The 15970-nt window shown below is 67.3% G+C and carries 16 protein-coding genes; 2 read left to right on the top strand and 14 right to left on the bottom strand.

Features of this window, described 5'->3' with window-relative positions; all coding sequences use genetic code 11:
* Nucleotide 1: 1 nt before the first annotated feature.
* The 14 genes from J3R73_RS03885 to J3R73_RS03820 all read right to left on the bottom strand — a co-directional run bounded on the left by J3R73_RS03885 (nt 2) and on the right by J3R73_RS03820 (nt 14165).
* Nucleotides 2-496 (bottom strand): heme-degrading domain-containing protein, encoded by a 495-nt coding sequence (locus J3R73_RS03885; protein WP_307422628.1) that lies wholly within the window; start codon nt 494-496, stop codon nt 2-4.
* Between the two features lie 52 nt (nt 497-548).
* On the bottom strand, nt 549-1478 hold the full coding sequence (locus J3R73_RS03880) for an electron transfer flavoprotein subunit alpha/FixB family protein (protein ID WP_307422625.1): 930 nt from the start codon (nt 1476-1478) through the stop codon (nt 549-551).
* A gap of 22 nt (nt 1479-1500) precedes the next feature.
* Nucleotides 1501-2250, bottom strand: coding sequence for an electron transfer flavoprotein subunit beta/FixA family protein (locus J3R73_RS03875; RefSeq protein ID WP_307422622.1), 750 nt, complete (start codon nt 2248-2250; stop codon nt 1501-1503).
* 37 nt (nt 2251-2287) lie between these two features.
* Entirely contained in the window at nt 2288-3148 is an 861-nt protein-coding gene (locus J3R73_RS03870; RefSeq protein WP_307422619.1) for a sugar phosphate isomerase/epimerase family protein, read from the bottom strand.
* A 9-nt stretch (nt 3149-3157) separates the two neighbouring features.
* A complete protein-coding gene (locus J3R73_RS03865; protein ID WP_307422616.1) occupies nt 3158-4306 on the bottom strand; it encodes a dihydrodipicolinate synthase family protein in 1149 nt (382 codons plus the stop codon).
* Between the two features lie 9 nt (nt 4307-4315).
* Nucleotides 4316-5095: a 3-ketoacyl-ACP reductase gene (locus tag J3R73_RS03860; protein WP_307422613.1), complete on the bottom strand. Its 780-nt coding sequence runs from the start codon at nt 5093-5095 to the stop codon at nt 4316-4318.
* Nucleotides 5092-6237: an acyl-CoA dehydrogenase family protein gene (locus J3R73_RS03855; RefSeq protein ID WP_307422610.1), complete on the bottom strand. Its 1146-nt coding sequence runs from the start codon at nt 6235-6237 to the stop codon at nt 5092-5094. The genes J3R73_RS03860 and J3R73_RS03855 overlap by 4 nt, the downstream gene beginning before the upstream one ends.
* Before the next feature lie 95 nt (nt 6238-6332).
* A complete protein-coding gene (locus J3R73_RS03850) occupies nt 6333-7331 on the bottom strand; it encodes a zinc-binding dehydrogenase (RefSeq protein ID WP_307422608.1) in 999 nt (332 codons plus the stop codon).
* A 21-nt stretch (nt 7332-7352) separates the two neighbouring features.
* Nucleotides 7353-8432, bottom strand: a complete 1080-nt coding sequence (locus J3R73_RS03845; protein WP_307422605.1) for an ABC transporter ATP-binding protein — start codon at nt 8430-8432, stop codon at nt 7353-7355.
* Between the two features lie 39 nt (nt 8433-8471).
* Entirely contained in the window at nt 8472-9296 is an 825-nt protein-coding gene (locus J3R73_RS03840) for a carbohydrate ABC transporter permease (RefSeq protein ID WP_307422602.1), read from the bottom strand.
* A 22-nt stretch (nt 9297-9318) separates the two neighbouring features.
* Nucleotides 9319-10206 (bottom strand): carbohydrate ABC transporter permease, encoded by an 888-nt coding sequence (locus J3R73_RS03835; RefSeq protein WP_307422599.1) that lies wholly within the window; start codon nt 10204-10206, stop codon nt 9319-9321.
* Between the two features lie 66 nt (nt 10207-10272).
* Nucleotides 10273-11685, bottom strand: coding sequence for an ABC transporter substrate-binding protein (locus J3R73_RS03830; RefSeq protein ID WP_307422596.1), 1413 nt, complete (start codon nt 11683-11685; stop codon nt 10273-10275).
* 114 nt (nt 11686-11799) lie between these two features.
* Nucleotides 11800-12309 carry a VOC family protein gene (locus tag J3R73_RS03825; protein WP_307422593.1) on the bottom strand — a complete coding sequence of 170 codons (510 nt, stop codon included), beginning with the start codon at nt 12307-12309 and terminating at the stop codon, nt 11800-11802.
* Nucleotides 12310-12515: 206 nt separating this feature from the next.
* Entirely contained in the window at nt 12516-14165 is a 1650-nt protein-coding gene (locus J3R73_RS03820) for a GMC family oxidoreductase (protein ID WP_307422591.1), read from the bottom strand.
* 84 nt (nt 14166-14249) lie between these two features.
* Between J3R73_RS03820 and J3R73_RS03815 the strand changes: the two genes are divergently transcribed.
* Nucleotides 14250-15275, top strand: coding sequence for an aldo/keto reductase (locus J3R73_RS03815; protein WP_307422588.1), 1026 nt, complete (start codon nt 14250-14252; stop codon nt 15273-15275).
* 55 nt (nt 15276-15330) lie between these two features.
* On the top strand, nt 15331-15882 hold the full coding sequence (locus tag J3R73_RS03810; protein WP_307422585.1) for a MaoC family dehydratase: 552 nt from the start codon (nt 15331-15333) through the stop codon (nt 15880-15882).
* Nucleotides 15883-15970: the final 88 nt, after the last annotated feature.

Here is a 15970-nt window from a genome sequence, read left to right as displayed (position 1 = left end):
TTCAGCCCGGCTCGGACGTCCTGCCGAAGCGTTGCCCGAGGAAGAGGCCGATGAGTTCCACCACCAGTTCGTGATCGGCCTGCTGGGGCAGGCCGGACACCGTCATCGTGCCCACCGGTCCCGTGCCGTCGACGACGATCGGGAAGCTGCCGCCATAGGCGGCATATTCCTTGGGATCGAGCATGTAACGCTCGTGGAAGGCCGGCCCGCCCTCGGGGGTGGACACGCCCATGTAGAAGGACGAATGCCCGAAACGGTAGACGACGGCGGTCTTGCGCGCGACCCACTGGTCGTTGTCCGGCGAGGTGCCGGGCAAGGCGGCGTGAAAGAGCTGCTGCCGGTTGCGCGTGATGTCGAGGACGATCGGCAGGGCGCGTTCGCGGGCGATGGCGAGGCCGAACAGGCCGAGATCGACGGCCGTGCCGTTGTCGAAGACGGGAAAGACCAGCCTTCGTTCCTGGTCGAGAAGCCCGTCGAGGGAGATCGTGTCGGACATCGTGCCACCTGCGGTCCTGTTTCGGGATGCCCGCTTTGGCGGGCCGTTCGCCTCAGAGCGCCTCGTCCAGCGCCGGCAGGACCTCGAAGAGATCGGCGACCAGGCCGTAATCGGCGACCTGGAAGATCGGCGCCTCCGCATCCTTGTTGATGGCGACGATGATCTTCGAATCCTTCATGCCGGCCAGATGCTGGATGGCACCCGAAATTCCGCAGGCGATGTAGAGCTGAGGCGCGACGACCTTGCCGGTCTGCCCCACCTGCCAGTCATTGGGCGCATAGCCCGCATCGACGGCGGCGCGCGAGGCGCCGACGGCGGCCCCGAGCTTGTCCGCCACCGGCAGGATGACCGACCGGAAGCTCTCGGCCGATCCGAGCGCCCGGCCGCCGGCGATGACGATGCGGGCGGAGGTCAGCTCCGGGCGATCGGAAGCGGCGACCGCCTGCGCGACGAAGGTGGAGGGGCCGGGAGCGACGGCGGCCGGCACGGCCTCGATCGGCGCCGGGCCGCCCGCCGGCGCGGGGGCGAAGGCGGCGGTGCGCACGGTGACGATCTTCACGTCGTCGGCGGACTGCACCGTCTGGACGGCGCTGCCCGCATAGATCGGCCGCTTGAACGTGTCTGGCGACACGACTTCGACGATTTCGGAAATCTGGGCGACGTCGAGCAGCGCTGCGATCCGGGGCATCACGCTCTTGCCGGCCGACGTCGCGGCCGCGACCAGGGTGTCGTAGGGCGCGCACAGGGAGAGGACCAGTTCCGCCAGCGGTTCGGCCAGGCCGTGCGCCAGGGTATCGCCGTCGGCGGCGAGCACCTTCGCGACACCGGCGAGCCGGGCGGCAGCGGCGGCGACCGCGCCGACATCCCTGCCGGCGACGAGCACATGCACCTCGCCGCCGATCTGCAGGGCGGCCGTCAGCGCCTTGGCCGTGTGATCCGACAGGCTCCCGTCGTCATGGTCGGCGAGAAGAAGAATGGTCACGGTCCTGTCCCTCCTGTTGCGTTCAAAGCACGCCGGCTTCGGTCCGGAGCCTGTCGACGAGTTCGGCGGCCGAGTTCACCGTCACGCCGGCCTTGCGGCCCTTCGGCTCCTCCGTCCTCAGCACCTTCAGGCGCGGCGAGAGCGAAACCCCGAAATCGGCGGCGGCCCTTCGTTCCAGCGGCTTCTTCCGAGCCTTCATGATCTGTGGAAGCGAGGCGTAGCGCGGTTCGTTGAGACGCAGGTCGCAGGTCACCACTGCCGGCAGGGCGATGTCGAGGGTCTGCAGGCCGCCGTCGACTTCGCGGATGATCCTGGCCTTCCCGTCGAGAAGCTCGATGCGGGAGGCGAAGGTCGCCTGCGCCCAGCCGAGCAGCGCGGCCAGCATCTGTCCGGTCTGGTTGCAGTCGTCGTCGATCGCCTGCTTGCCGACGAGGACGAGGCCAGGCCCCTCGGCATCGGCCACCCCCTTGAGGATCTTGGCCACGGCGAGCGGCTCGACGGCATCGTCGGCCTCCACCAGAATGGCCCGGTCGGCGTCCATGGCGAGGGCCGCGCGCAGGACATCCTCGGCCTTCGCCGGGCCGATCGAGACCACGACCACTTCCCCCGCCTTGCCGGCCTCCTTCAGGCGCACCGCCTCCTCCACGGAGATCTCGTCGAAGGGGTTCATCGACATCTTGACGTTGGCGAGGTCGACGCCCGAACCGTCCGGCTTCACGCGGATCTTGGCGTTGTGGTCGGCCACCCGCTTCACGGGTACCAGAATTTTCATCGCAGAACCTTTCATGGGGATGGGCCGGCGGACCCCGTCAGCAATGCGTCCGGAACCGCTCGACGCAGATGTCGAGCACGTCGGCCGGATCGCGCTTCCACCAGTTCGCCGCGGAGAAGATCTCCACCTCGCAATAGCCGGCATAGCCGGCATCCTCGACCGCCCGGCGGATGGCTCTGAGATCGGCGACGCCGTCTCCCATCATGCCGCGGTCGAGCAGCACGTCGCGGGTGTCGGCCAGCCAGTCGCACAGGTGATAGCCCGCGATGCCGCTCCCGCCGAGGCGGCGCAATTGCTCCGGCAGGGAGAGATCCCACCAGACGTGGTAGACGTCGACCGCCACCTTCAGCACGGGATCGGCGATCGCCTCGCACATATCGACGGCGTCGCGCACCGTGACCAGGCAGGAGCGATTGCCGCCATAGACCGGATGCAGCGGCTCCAGCGCGAGGCTCACGCCGGCCTGCGCGGCATGGGGAACCGCCTCGGCGACGAGGTCCGCCACCCTCCGCAGGCTCTCCCGCATGCTGTGCGATCCTTCGATGACGCCGCCGACGCAGATCGTCAGGCAGGACGCCCCGAGCGCCGCGGCCATGTCGATCGAGGCACGGAAATCATCCATCACCGCCTGCCGCGAGGGCAGTGCCAGCGGCCCCACCAGGAAGGGGGAGCGGCAGAGACCGCAGACCTCCAGCCCCGCGGCCCGCGCGCGTTCGCCGATCTCGACCGCCCTGCCGCCGATCTCGCGCCGCCAGAACACAATCCCGCCGAAGCCGCGCTCGGCACAGGCATCGATGATCCGCTCGGGCGCCCAGCCCGCGCCATGCCCGTCGACATTGTGCCCGAGCGTGGCCGTGTTCAGGGCAAGCGCGGAATGATCATGCGAAAAGTCCCGCACCGCCCTGCCTCAAACGCCGTAGAGGGCGAGCAGCGCCCGCATCCGGACGACCGCCAGGTCGGGGTCGCGTAGCAGGCCGCAGCGGTCCGCATGCTTGAAGACCTCGACGAAATAGGGCAGCGGCCGCATCGCCTGGTGCCCGTTCAGCATGATGAAATGCCTCTGGAAGCCGTTGAGCCAGGCGAGGAACACCACGCCGGTCTTGTAATAATGCGTCGGCGCCCGGAAGATCAGCCGCGCCAGCGGCACCGTGGGGTCGAGCACGGCGCGGAAGCCCGCTTTGTCGCCGGCGGCGAGGCGGGACATGGCGAGGGCGGCGGCCGGCGCCAGCGGGTCGAAGATGCCGAGCAGGGCGTGGGAGTATCCCTCCCCATCGCCTTCGATCAGTTCGGGATAGTTGAAGTCGTCACCGGTATACATCTTCACGCCCGCCGGCAGGCGGCGGCGCATGACGATCTCCTTGTCCTTGTCGAGCAGCGAGACCTTGATGCCGTCGACCTTGGCGGCATTCTCGCCGATGATCGCGACGACGGCCTCCATAGCCTCCGCGAAGGTCTCGCAGCCCCAATAGCCCGCCAGGGCCGGATCGAACATCTCGCCCAGCCAGTGCAGGATGACGGGCTGGTCGCAGCGCACCAGCACGTCGCGATAGACGGCGGCATAGTCGGCGGGCTTCGCCGCCAGGCGGGCGAGAGCCCGGCTCGCCATCAGGATGATGCGGCCTCCCGTCCTCTGGATCGCCTCGATCTGCTCGAAATAGGCCCGGCGCACATCGTCGAGCGAGCGCGCCGCCTCGGGCGCCAGCTGGTCCGTGCCGGCGCCGTTGAAGACGAGGGCGTCGGGCAATTCGGCTCGGGTGCGGCGGATGAGTTCGAGGGCGCCCTGCCAGTCCAGCCCCATGCCGCGCTGCGCCGTATCCATCGCCTCGGCGATGCCGAGGCCGAGGCCGGCGAGATGGCGGCGGAACGCCATCGTCGCCTCCCAGTCGACCGCTGCCGGGCCGGAGGGATCGCCCGCCGTCAGCGCGTCCGCCACGACATGGGCAGCGGAGAAGACGACGCGGTTGAAGGCGGCCGGAGCCTTCGGCGCCTCCAACGGCGTGCCGGCGAGGCTGTAGCCCGACAGGCGCCCATCCGGGTCCGGAAGCTGAATTTGCATGACGATACCTCAGTAGCGGGAGACGAGCATGCCGGCGTCGGCCGAGATCACATGGCCCGTGGTGTAGGGGAGCGCGCCGCTGGCGAGCGCGGCGACGATGCGCCCGACATCGTCCGGCTGCCCCATGCGCGGCAGGAGCGTCAGCCCATCCTCGTCGATGCGGCGCTGGTAGACGTCCTTCACCACGCGGGTCATGTCCGTCTCGATCAGGCCCGGCTGGACGTCGTAGACGGCGACGTTCTCGCGGCCGAGGCGGACGGCGAACGCCTTGGCGATCATCGCCGCGGCCGCCTTGGACGCGCAATATTCGCTGCGCTGGACCGCGACTGCGACGGCGTTCGACGAGGTGACCCCGATCAGGCTGTAGAAGCGGCCATCCCCGCGGTCCCGTTTCACGATGCGGCGGGCGAAGGCCTGCGACAGGAAGAAATGCGCCTTGGCGTTGACGGCCATGCAGCGGTCGTAGCTCTCCTCGGTGACATCGAGCAGGTCGCCGCGCGACAGGACGGAGACGCCGGCATTGTTGACGAGGGTCGACAGCGGACCGATGGCCGCCTCGGCCTCGTCCAGCATCGCCGCGTGGGCGGCGAGGCTGCCGACGTCGCCGGGAACCTTGGCCACCCTCCCGCCGGCCGCCGCCACCCGCTCCGCCGCCAGATCGAGCCTCTCGCCGTCGGCGAGGTCGTTCAGCGCGACGTCGAAGCCGGCCGATGCGAGCCGGATCGCGATGGAAAGGCCGATGCCGCCGGCCGCGCCGGTGACGAGGGCGGCCTGCCGTCCCGTCGTCATCCGCGCGCTCCGTGCTTGAGGAGTTCGCGCGCGATGATCATGCGCTGGATCTGGTTGGTGCCCTCATAGATCTGCGTGATCTTGGCATCGCGGTAGAGCCGCTCCACCTCGAAGCCGCGGATATAGCCGCTGCCGCCGAAGACCTGGACGGCGTCGGCCGTGCGGGCGACCGCCATGTCGCCGGCGAAGCATTTGGCGATCGAGCACGCCTTGGTGGCGTTGGCGTTGCTGTCGATCTTGAAGGCGGCGCTGTGGACGAGAAGGCGGGCGGCCTCGATGTCCTTCGCCATGTCGGCGAGCAGCCACTGCACGCCCTGGAACTCTGCGATCTTCGAGCCGAACTGCTTGCGCTGCTGGGCATAGTCGAGCGCAGCCTCGAGCCCGGCCTGCGCGATGCCGACCGCGAGCGAGGCGATGCCCACCCGCCCCTTGTCGAGCACGCTCATCATCATGTGGAATCCGCGCCCTTCCTCGCCGAGGAGCGCTTCGGGCGGCAGCACGACGTCGGCGAAGTTGAGGGCGCCGACCTGGCTCGCCCGCTGCCCCATCTTGTGCTCCTTGGGGCCGCGCTCGACGCCGGCGGCGTTGAGGTCGACGATGAAGATGCTCATCCCCCGATGGCCGCTGTCCTTGTCGGTTCGCGCCAGCACGAAGCCGACATCGGCGACGGGGGCGTTGTGGATCCAGATCTTGCCGCCGTTGAGCGTCCAGCCGGCACCGTTGCGCTCGGCGGTGGTGCGGATGCCCGAGACGTCCGTGCCCGCCTCGGGCTCGGTGATGCAATAGGCGACCTTCGTGCGGCCCGACATCGCGGGGCCGAGCCATTGCCCGCGCTGGTCATCCGTGCCGTGGCGCACCAGCAGCGTCGAGATCAGCTCGACGAGCCCGCACTGGTCGGCGACCGAGGCATAGCCGCGCGACAATTCCTCCATCACGAGGGCATAGGCGAGCGTGTCCAGGCCCGGGCCGCCCATCGCCTCGGGCACGGCGATGCCGAAGAGGCCGAGATCGCCCATCTGCTCATAGATCTCGGCGGGGAAGCGCTCGTCCCGGTCGAGGTCGCCGGCCACCGGGCGGATGACATCCTCGGCGAACTGGCGCGCCGCGTCCCGGACCTGCTCGTGTATCGGGGTCACATACATCGGTCTCAATCTTCTATATAACTATATAGTTATTTACTAACATCGACGGCGATCCCGGTCAAGCGCCGGCCCGGCCGTCGCGCGAATGCGCCTGCCTAGAGTTCGCGCCAGTCCAGGACCACGAAGGGCTCCTCGATCGCGCGGGCCTGCAGCATGCCGTAGAGCGCCTGGGGATCGCCGGGAGACAGGGTGCGCACCAGCCCGTCGAGCGGGATGCGGCCTTCGGCCAGCCATTTCAGGGCCCTGCGGAAACCCGAGAAGATGCTCTGGGCGCTGTTGTTGTATCCCTCCAGCAGTTCCTCCCATTTGAAACCGCGGGACAGCAGCGGCAGTTCCCATTCCCAGCCGCTGCGCAGCACCACGAAATTGGTGAAGACGGCCTGCAGGATCTCATGCGCGTGGATCTCGGTGCGCCGGTGCCAGGGAACGCCGATCATCACCACCTCGCCGTGCTGACGCACGATGCGGCAGCCGTCGAGGACCGCCTGCTCGTGACCGGAACAATCGGCGACGAGCGCGACCCGGCCGGCCAGCAGGGGATCGTCGAGCGGCATGGCGGCGTGGGTGGCAAGACCGGATGCCTCGGCCTGCCGGCGCCGGGTGGCGTCAGGCTCGACGACATGCACGTCATATCCGGCATGCCCGAAGATATGGGCGGCGAGATAGCCGACGGGGCCGGCGCCGCAGATGACCACGCCGTCCCCCGGCCTCGCCCTCGTCGTCATCAGCGTCGTCATCGAAACCCCGACCAGGCGGGCGATCGCCGCGGTCTGCGCGGTCATGCCGTCCGGCACCGGCAGGGTGTAGCGGACATCCACCTGCTGGAAGCTCCGATGCGGCCCCATGCAGAACAGGCGCGTGCCCGCCGCAACGTCGCGCACATCCGCGCCGCATTCCTCCGCCTCGAACACGGCGGCGTAGCCGGGGCGGATCGGAAAATTCTCGCCCATGGCCCAGGCGAGTTCCGTGCCAGGGCTGACGAGCGTCGCCAGCGTCCTGCCCCGCACCTCGTTGCGGCCGAGCGGTCCGCTGTCGCCGCTCGCCGCCAGCGCAAACACGCCCTTGCCCGGAAAGATGATTTCCCTGCCGATCATGTCGTCCCCCCCTGCCGCCCGTCAGAGCGCCCGGCCGCTCTGCGAATTGAAAAGATGCAGCCCGGCCGGATCGAAGGCGATCCTGACCGTCTGATCGGGATGCGGCCGCACGCCGGCCGGCATCTGCGCGATGAACTCCTGTGCGCCCACGCGCAGGTCGACCAGGGCCTCGACGCCGAGATATTCGACCACCTCCACCCGTGCATCGATCGCGCCGGCCTCGTCCGGGCGGGCAAGCCGGATGTCGCTCGGCCTGATGCCGAGCGTGACGCCCTCCCCCGGCCGGAGCTTCGCCGCCCATTCGGCGGGGACCGCAAAGCGCAGCGAGGGCGAGACCAGGACCGGGCCGGCGTCCGTACCCTCCACCTTGGTGTGGAAGAGGTTCATGGCGGGACTGCCGATGAAGGTGGCGACGAAGACGTTCTTCGGATGGGCGAAGACCTCCTCGGGCGAGCCGACCTGCTCGATATGGCCGTCCTTCATGATCACGATCTTGTCGGCGAGCGTCATCGCCTCGACCTGGTCGTGCGTCACATAGATCACCGTCGTGCCGAGCTGCTTGTGCAGCTTGGCGATCTCCATGCGAACCTGGGTGCGCAGCTTGGCGTCGAGGTTCGACAGCGGTTCGTCGAACAGGAAGACCTCGGGCGTACGCACCATCGCGCGGCCCATGGCGACGCGCTGGCGCTGCCCGCCGGAGAGCTGGGCGGGCCTGCGCTGCAGCAGCGCCTCGAGACCGAGCATGGCGGCGACGTCGGCGATCTTGCCGTCCACCGCCTGCCGGGACAGCTTCTGCGGCTTGAGCGCGAATTCCATGTTCTGGCGCACGGTCATGTGCGGGTAGAGCGCGTAGTTCTGGAAGACCATGGCGATCTTCCTGTCCTTCGGCGCCTTGTCGTTGATCACCTCGCCGCCGATGCGGATCTCGCCGCCGCTGACGTCCTCCAGGCCGGCGACCATGCGCAGCGTCGTGGTCTTGCCGCAGCCGGACGGCCCGAGCAGGACGACGAATTCGCCGTCCTGGATGTCGAGATCCACGCCGTGCACCACCTTGATGGCCCCGAACGATTTGACGACCTTCGAAAGAGAGACGGATGCCAAGGTATTTCTCCGTAACAGGGGGGATCGAGGCTGGGGCGCCTACTTGACCGAGCCGAGCGTCAGTCCCTTGACGAGCCATTTCTGGCAGGTCAGCACGAAGATCACGCCGGGGATGAGGATGATGAAGGAGCCGGCCATGATCTGGCCCCACTGCACCGCGTCGCTGCTCCAGAACGACATCACGGCGACCGTGACCGTCTGCGCGCTCGAGCCGGTGAGCATCAGGGCGAAGAGGAACTCGTTCCAGGAAAAGATGAAGCAGAAGACGGCGCAGACCGCGAGGCCGGGGGCTGCGAGGGGCAGCGAGATGCGCCAGAAGATCTCGACGATGCCGTAGCCGTCCACCTGGGCCGCTTCCTCCAGCGCCTCGGGCACCTCGTCGAAGAAGCCCTTCATCAGCCAGACGGTGAGCGGAATATTCGCCGTCGAATAGACGATGATCAGCGCCAGCGGCGTGTCGAGCAGGCCGATCGCCTTGAAGATGATGTAATAGGGCACCACCACCGCGATCGGCGGGAACATCCGCATCGACAGGATCCAGAACGCGGCATCGTCGATGCGCCGGTGCCGGATGCGCGACAGGGCGAAGGCGCCGAGCGAGCCCACGGATACGCTGAACGCCGTCGAGCCGAGGGTGACGATCAGGCTGTTGGCGATGTTGGAGACGAACGGCCGCAGTGTGAACAGGTCGATATAGTGCTGCAGCGTCGGCTTGAAGAACAGGCTCGGCGGCCGCGAGAACATGTCCACCGACGGCTTCAGCGAGGAAGCCAGGATCAGGTAGATGGGGACCATGAAGACGATCAGGATCGCCCCGATCAGGATATAGGTCAGGACCGCCTGGCGGGCACCGGGTTTATGCATGGGTTGGATCCCTTCCAGGCCCCTAGCGGGCAGCCGCGCTTTTCTGCATCGACTTGAAGAACAGGGTGATCAGCACGGAGATGACGATCAGCGAGACGAAGGAGGCGGCGGCGCCGACGCCCATGCGCCAGAAGGTGAAGCTCTGGCGGTAGATGTAGAGTGCGATCGTCTCCGTCGCGTCGCCCGGCCCGCCCTTGGTCAGCACATAGATGATGTCGTAGATCTTGAAGGCGTCGATGGCGCGCAGGAAGAGAAGGCTGATCAGCACCGGCCTGAGCTGCGGCAGCGTCACGTACAGGAAGACATCGACGCTGGAATTGCCGTCGATCCGCGCCGCTTCGTAAGGCTCCGGCGACAGGCTCTGCAGCGCGGCCGCCGTTCCCATCATCACGAAGGGCGTCCACTGCCAGATATCGGCGATGGCGATGGCCGTGAGGGACCATTGCGTGCTGGTGATCCAGGGGATCGGATCGATGCCGACCATGCCGAGGAAATAATTGAGGTAGCCCAGTTCGGGAAAATAGAGGAACAGCCAGACCAGCCCGACGATCACCGGCGAGATCATCATCGGGATCAGCAGCAGCGTGCGGATGACCGCCATGCCGGGCAGGCGCTGCGTCACGAGCAGGGCCATCGCCACGCCGAGGACGAACTGGACCACCAGCGTCATCGCCATCAGCTTGAAGGTGATCAGCAGGCTGTGCAGGAAGGTGTCGGAGGTCAGCACCTCGCTGTAATTGGCCAGGCCCACGAAGATGCGGGGAATGAAGGGCTTGGCCAGGTCGTAGTTCCGGAAGCTCAGATAGAGCGCATAGAGCATCGGATAGATGGTGGTGAGGAACAGCACCGCGACGGTCGGCAGCAGGAATGCCGTCGCGATCGTCCTGTTGCGCCTGGTGACGTAGCCCATCTGGACGCTCCCCTTGCTTGTCTTCGATGCTCCGGCGCCGGAGGCGCCGGAGCGACGGGTCCCGCGCTATTGCTTGAGGACGGCGACCGGCACGTCGTCGATCCAGCGCAGGCGCGTTTCGACCGGGAACATCGACAGGCGGGCGTTGACCGCGTCGCAGGCCTTGGTCAGCGCTTCGAGCGCCGTCGGCGTCTCGCCCGCCATGTACTTGCTCAGCTCGACGCCGAAATTCTCTTCGACGTCGGCGTAGAAGGGATGGAAGATGCGGCGGCGGGCATTGGCCTGGCTGTCGAGCAGCACCTTGTAATAGGGATACCGGGCCTGCAGGGCGGGATCGGAGAGCAGCGACTTGCGGAACTGGCTGATGCCCCAGCCCTCTTCGGCGAGGCGGCGCATGATCTTCTCGCTGGTGCCCCATTTGATGAAGGCCCAGGCGGCCTCCTTGTCGCGCTCGGACGCCTTGGCGTTGATCCCGAACGACAGCGAGCCGGTATAGGTGGGCTGCGGCTTGCCGTCGACCGTCGGGCTGGCGGAGAATCCCGCCTTGCCCAGCGTCGGCAGCTTGGCCTCGGCCGGATTGGTGAGGCGGACCGTGCGCACGCTCCAATAGCCGGCGATCGCCGTCTCGCCGCGTTCCATGTAGCCGGACTGGATGTCCCACATCAGGCCGAGATAATCGGGCGGGTTGAAGGGCACCAGCGACTTCATGAATTCGGCGGCCTTGACCTGCGGCTCGCCGGTCATCCCGCACAGCCCGGTCTTCGGATCCCAGTAATCGCCGCCGAAGGCGCGCATGATCGGGAAGAAATCATGGGTGATCGCACCCTGCACGCGGCTATAGGACTGGGCGTTGCCGTAGAAATCGTGGTCGAGCACCTTGCCCGCCAGCATCTCGCCCTTCTTGCGGGTGAAGAACTGGGCGATGTCGTAGAACTGCTTGAAGGTGGTCGGAGCGGCCAGGTCATAGCCATATTTCGCCTTGAACGCGGCCTTCTCGTCGGCATTGTCGAAGAGGTCCTGGCGGTAGTTCACGTGCCAGATCATGCCGGAAGCCGGAAAGGCGAGCAGGCGGCCCTGCCAGCTGTTTTCCTGAAGCTGCACCGGCACGATATCGTCGAGGCCGATCTCGGCGGCGTCACGCTTGGCGTAGTCGGTCAGGTCCTGCAGCGCGCCCGCCTCGCCGAGCATGCCGATCCAGGGGCTGTCGACCCAGAGCAGCTGATAGGTCGGCTTGTCGGAGGAGGCCTCGATGATGATCTTGTCGATCAGGCCCGGATAGGGCAGCTGGTCGATCTGCACCTTCGCGCCGGTCAGGTCCTCGAATTCCTTCGTGATCTTCGCCAGCCGGGTGACCGACGTATCGCCGATGCCCAGCATCTTGAGCTGCACGCCCTCGAACGGCTTCTGCTGCGCCAGCGCGGTGCTGCCCATCACGGCCAGAAGCCCGCCCGCCGCAGCCAGTTTTCGCCACAACCCCATCGAAATGCCTCCTCCACTTTTGTTTGACAAGATCCGCCCGCTCCCGGTCTGCGCCGGATGAGAGGCGTTCGCCGGCCGCCGGGACGGCATGCCGGCCTGCGCCGCCGTCTGGCCCTAGGCCACCGGCGACCAGAGCTTCGGCCCGCCGGCGGCCTCGTAGCCGAGCGACCCCTGGCGGCTGACGATCTCCAGGAACTGGCCCCAGGGCGTGCGCAGATAGAGCCAGGTCAGGCCTTCCATCGGACCGGATTCGATCAGCGTCGGGCCGTCGAGGACGTCGACGCCGCGCTCGCGCAGGCGCTCGGCCGCGGCAAAGGCATCGTCGACCTGGAAGGCGAGATGGAAGCCGCCGACCTCGCTGTTGCGCTTGAGCGCCGCGGCCTGCGTCTCGCCCGAATATTGGAAGATCTCGAGATTGCTGCCGTTGCCGCAGCGCAGCACCTTGATGTTCTCGATCCGGCAATGCTCGGGCACGCCGAGGCGCCGCCGCATGAATTCGCCGTCGGCCTCGACCCGCCCCGTGGTCATCACGGTCACCGCGCCGAACACCGCTTCGAAGAAGCCGACGGCCTCTTCGAGGTCCGGTACGGTGAAGCCGATATGTTCCATGCCGAAGATCTTCAATCGCCCCTCCCCGCCACGCCCGAAGCCGCCCGACGAAGGACGGCACGGCCGCGCATGGCACTTATTATGTATCTAGTTAGTTATTTACGCACTATCCGGATGGTGTGTCAACCGCTGTCGGCGAGCCTCGCCGGCGGTTCTGCCCTCAGCGGCGGCCGAGGAGCGCGGCCCCTCGATACGGGCGCATCTTCCCGGCCCCCGCGCCGTCAGGCATCGGCGTAGCGTCCGCTGATGCGGCGTGCGGAGTCGAGCGTCGCGGACGGGAGCGGCGGCCTCTCCAGGATCATGTCCGCGGCCTTCTCGCCGATCATGATCGTCGGCGCATTGGTGTTGGAGGAATTGATCAGCGGCATGACGGAGGAATCGCACACGCGCAGCCCGTCCAGCCCATGCACGCGCAGGTCGGGGGCGACCACCGCCATGGCGTCCCGTCCCATCCGGCAGGCGCCGACGGGATGGTGATCCGTCTTGGCCATCCGGCAGGCGAAATCGAACAGCTCGGACGGGCTGCGGACCTCCGGTCCCGGCAGGCTTTCCCGCCGGAGGAACGGCTTCAGGGCCGGCTGCCGCATGATCTCGCGCGCCATCTCCAGGCCGCGCAGCGACATCTCCCGGTCGTAGGGGTCGGCCCAGTAGTTCGGGTCGATCAGGGGAGCGGCGCGGCTGTCCGCGCTGGCCAGGCGCACCGTGCCGCGGGAGCGCGGACGCATGAAGGCCGAGTTCAGCGTCACGCCCGGATTGTCCAGCTTGACGATGCCCTTCTCGATGCCCGATCCCTGGCCGAGATGGAACTGGATGTCCGGCGAGCGCGCCTGCGGGTCCGCATACCAGAACCCGCCGGTCTCGAAGAGGGAGGACGCGACCGGCCCGGTCCTGAACATCAGATATTGCAGGCCGGCGACCAGCGTACGGTCGAGGCGCTGGACGGAATCATAGCTGTGGTCGCCGCTGCATTCGCAGATGACCCCGAGGTCGAGGTGGTCCTGGAGATTGCTTCCGACGCCGGGCAGGTCGTGCCGGACGGCGACACCGACCGATTCGAGGTGGTCTGCGGGCCCGATGCCGGAGAGCATCAGGAGGCGGGGCGAGCCGATGCCGCCGCAGGTGACGAGCACCTCGCGCTCGGCACGGATGATCCCGGCCCCGCCGGCGCCGGCGACTTCGATCCCGGTTGCACGCCCACCCTCCACCACGATCCTGCGGATCTCCGCGGAGGCGAGCACGGTGAGGTTCGGCCGGGTCATCGCCGGCCGGAGATAGGCGCTCGCCGCCGAGGCGCGCCTCGCCGCCCGCTGCGTCAGCTGGTAATAGCCGACACCGGCCTGCCGGCGGCCGTTGAAGTCGAAATTATAGGGCATGCCATATTCCTGCGCCGCGCGAATGAAGGCGTCGCAGATCGGCAGCGTGGCCCGGGGCATGGAAACGCCGAGCGGGCCTTCATGGCCGTGATAGTCGTCGGCGAAGCGCTCATTGCCCTCGGCGCGCTTGAAATAGGGAAGGACGTCGCGATAGCTCCAGCCCTCGCAGCCCGCCTCGCCGGCCCAGGCATCGTAGTCGAGGGCGTTGCCGCGGGTGTAGATCTGGGCGTTGATCGTCGATCCGCCGCCAATGACCTTGCCCTGCGTATACCAGAGCACGCGTCCGGCGAGATGGCGCTGCGGCACGGTGGACCAGCCCCAGCTGCCGATACCCTTGGTCATCTTGGCGAAGCCCGCCGGCATGTGGAACAGAGGGTGCCGGTCCCAGGCGCCCGCCTCGACGAGAAGGACACGCAGCCCCGCATCCTCGGACAGCCGGCTGGCGAGCACGCAACCGGCGGGCCCGGCACCGGCGATCACATAGTCGTAGATTTCCATGACGTTCCCCCTCCTCCCGCTTGCCATTCCGTGCCGGATAGGCCATGTAAATAACTATATGGTTACTTTACAAGGGAGAAAACGGTGAGGCCCTCGGACAAGGTAGGATTCGGCCGCGTGAAGCTCGAGGTCACGCCCTTCGCCTTCGGCGCGGCGCCCATCGGCAATTTCTCGCGCCCCATCGACGAGGCCACCTCGGACGCCATGGTCCAGCATGCCTGGGACGCGGGGGTTCGCTATTACGACACCGCGCCGATGTACGGTCACGGATTGTCGGAACTGCGCTGCGGCCATTCGCTGCGCTGGAAGGAGCGCGACGACTTCGTGCTGTCCTCCAAGGTGGGACGCCTTCTCAAGCCGAAGAAGCGCTCGCAGATCGAGTTCTCGCCATGGAACAACGCCGCCGCCAACGAGATGGTGTTCGACTATTCCTACGACGCCACCATGCGTTCCTTCGAGGACTCGCTGCAGCGGCTGGCGCTCGAGCGCATCGACATCTGCTTCATCCACGACATCGACGTGTTCACCCGCGGGGCCGAACAGCCCGAGGTCTTCAGGCAGGCAATGGACGGGGCCTGGCGCGCTCTCGCGAAGCTGCGCGAGGAAGGGGTCGTCAAGGCGATCGGCGTCGGCGTCAACGAATGGCAGGTGTGTCTGGAGGCGCTTCGGCAGCGTGATTTCGACTGCTTCCTCCTTGCCGGCCGCTACACGCTGCTGGAACAGGAATCGCTCGATTCCTTCCTGCCGCTCTGCGTCGAGAGAAACGCCGCCGTCGTCATCGGCGGCGGCTTCAACTCGGGCATTCTCGCCACCGGCGCCGTGGACGGCGCCAAGTACAATTATGTTCCCGCTCCCGCCGACATCCTGGAGCGCGTCCGCAGGATCGAGAAGGTCTGCCGGGACCATGACGTTCCCCTGCCGGCCGCGGCCATGCAGTTCGTCGTCGCCCATCCGGCCATCCCCTCCTTCATCGCCGGCACCCGAACCGTGGACCAGCTCGAAAAGAACCTCGAATGGTTCAGCCATCCCATTCCCGCGGATTTCTGGCGCACGCTGAAAAAGCAGGGATTGCTGCGGGAGGATGCGCCGACGCCCGACGAGAGCCGATAGGCAAGGTCATGCCCGCCATGGTGCCGGCGCGCGCGGAACGATCCGGAAGAATGTCATGAGCAGTTCGCCCGCAACCTTCCCGCCGGGCCGGCAGCTCGCCGGCGGCCGCTATCATTACGAGGACATCGAGGTCGGCGACTGGTACGCCACGCCGCCGGCCACCATCACCGAGAGCCACATCGATCGGTTCGCGGCGCTGTCGGGCGACTTTTTCGCAGTTCACATGGACGAGGCGGCGGCGCGGGACCTCGGTTTTCCCGGACGCATCGCCCATGGCCTCCTGGTGCTCGCCATCGTCGACGGGCTGAAGAACCAGTCGGAGGCCCTGTTCCATGCGGTGGCATCGCTCGGCTGGCGATGGTCGTTCGACGCCCCCGTCTTCATCGCCGACCGGCTCTTCGCCAGGATCAGCGTCCTGGGCAAGCGGGAAACGCGCCATCCCGGCCGCGCCATCGTCGAACTGGGATTCCACGTGGTGAACCAGCACGGGCGGGTCGTCCAGAGCGGCACGAACACGCTGATGATCCTGCGGGACCGGCGCGAAAGCGCCGACCCCACGGATGGCGGTGCGGGCGATGGCAGTGACGCAGGACTGCCCAATAGCTAGGCTTGCCCATCCTTTAGACATTCATTAAATGGCAATTCCACAATGCCGTATCGGGAAAACAGATACGGCCCGGGAGTTGCCGGCTCGT

This window comes from Labrys monachus (genome assembly GCF_030814655.1).
In the GTDB taxonomy this organism is placed as follows: domain Bacteria; phylum Pseudomonadota; class Alphaproteobacteria; order Rhizobiales; family Labraceae; genus Labrys; species Labrys monacha.
Note: the sequence above shows the minus strand (reverse complement) of the source record. Positions and strands in the feature narration are given on the sequence as shown.

Excerpts from the sequence above, each read along its gene's own strand:
- J3R73_RS03850 (WP_307422608.1), bottom strand. The coding sequence starts at position 7,331 with ATGATCGGCAGGGAAATCATCTTTCCGGGCAAGGGCGTGTTTGCGCTG.
- J3R73_RS03855 (WP_307422610.1), bottom strand. The coding sequence starts at position 6,237 with ATGTATGTGACCCCGATACACGAGCAGGTCCGGGACGCGGCGCGCCAG.
- J3R73_RS03885 (WP_307422628.1), bottom strand. The coding sequence starts at position 496 with ATGTCCGACACGATCTCCCTCGACGGGCTTCTCGACCAGGAACGAAGG.
- J3R73_RS03830 (WP_307422596.1), bottom strand. The coding sequence starts at position 11,685 with ATGGGGTTGTGGCGAAAACTGGCTGCGGCGGGCGGGCTTCTGGCCGTG.
- J3R73_RS03840 (WP_307422602.1), bottom strand. The coding sequence starts at position 9,296 with ATGCATAAACCCGGTGCCCGCCAGGCGGTCCTGACCTATATCCTGATC.
- J3R73_RS03860 (WP_307422613.1), bottom strand. The coding sequence starts at position 5,095 with ATGACGACGGGACGGCAGGCCGCCCTCGTCACCGGCGCGGCCGGCGGC.
- J3R73_RS03865 (WP_307422616.1), bottom strand. The coding sequence starts at position 4,306 with ATGCAAATTCAGCTTCCGGACCCGGATGGGCGCCTGTCGGGCTACAGC.
- J3R73_RS03810 (WP_307422585.1), top strand. The coding sequence starts at position 15,331 with ATGAGCAGTTCGCCCGCAACCTTCCCGCCGGGCCGGCAGCTCGCCGGC.
- J3R73_RS03835 (WP_307422599.1), bottom strand. The coding sequence starts at position 10,206 with ATGGGCTACGTCACCAGGCGCAACAGGACGATCGCGACGGCATTCCTG.
- J3R73_RS03820 (WP_307422591.1), bottom strand. The coding sequence starts at position 14,165 with ATGGAAATCTACGACTATGTGATCGCCGGTGCCGGGCCCGCCGGTTGC.
- J3R73_RS03875 (WP_307422622.1), bottom strand. The coding sequence starts at position 2,250 with ATGAAAATTCTGGTACCCGTGAAGCGGGTGGCCGACCACAACGCCAAG.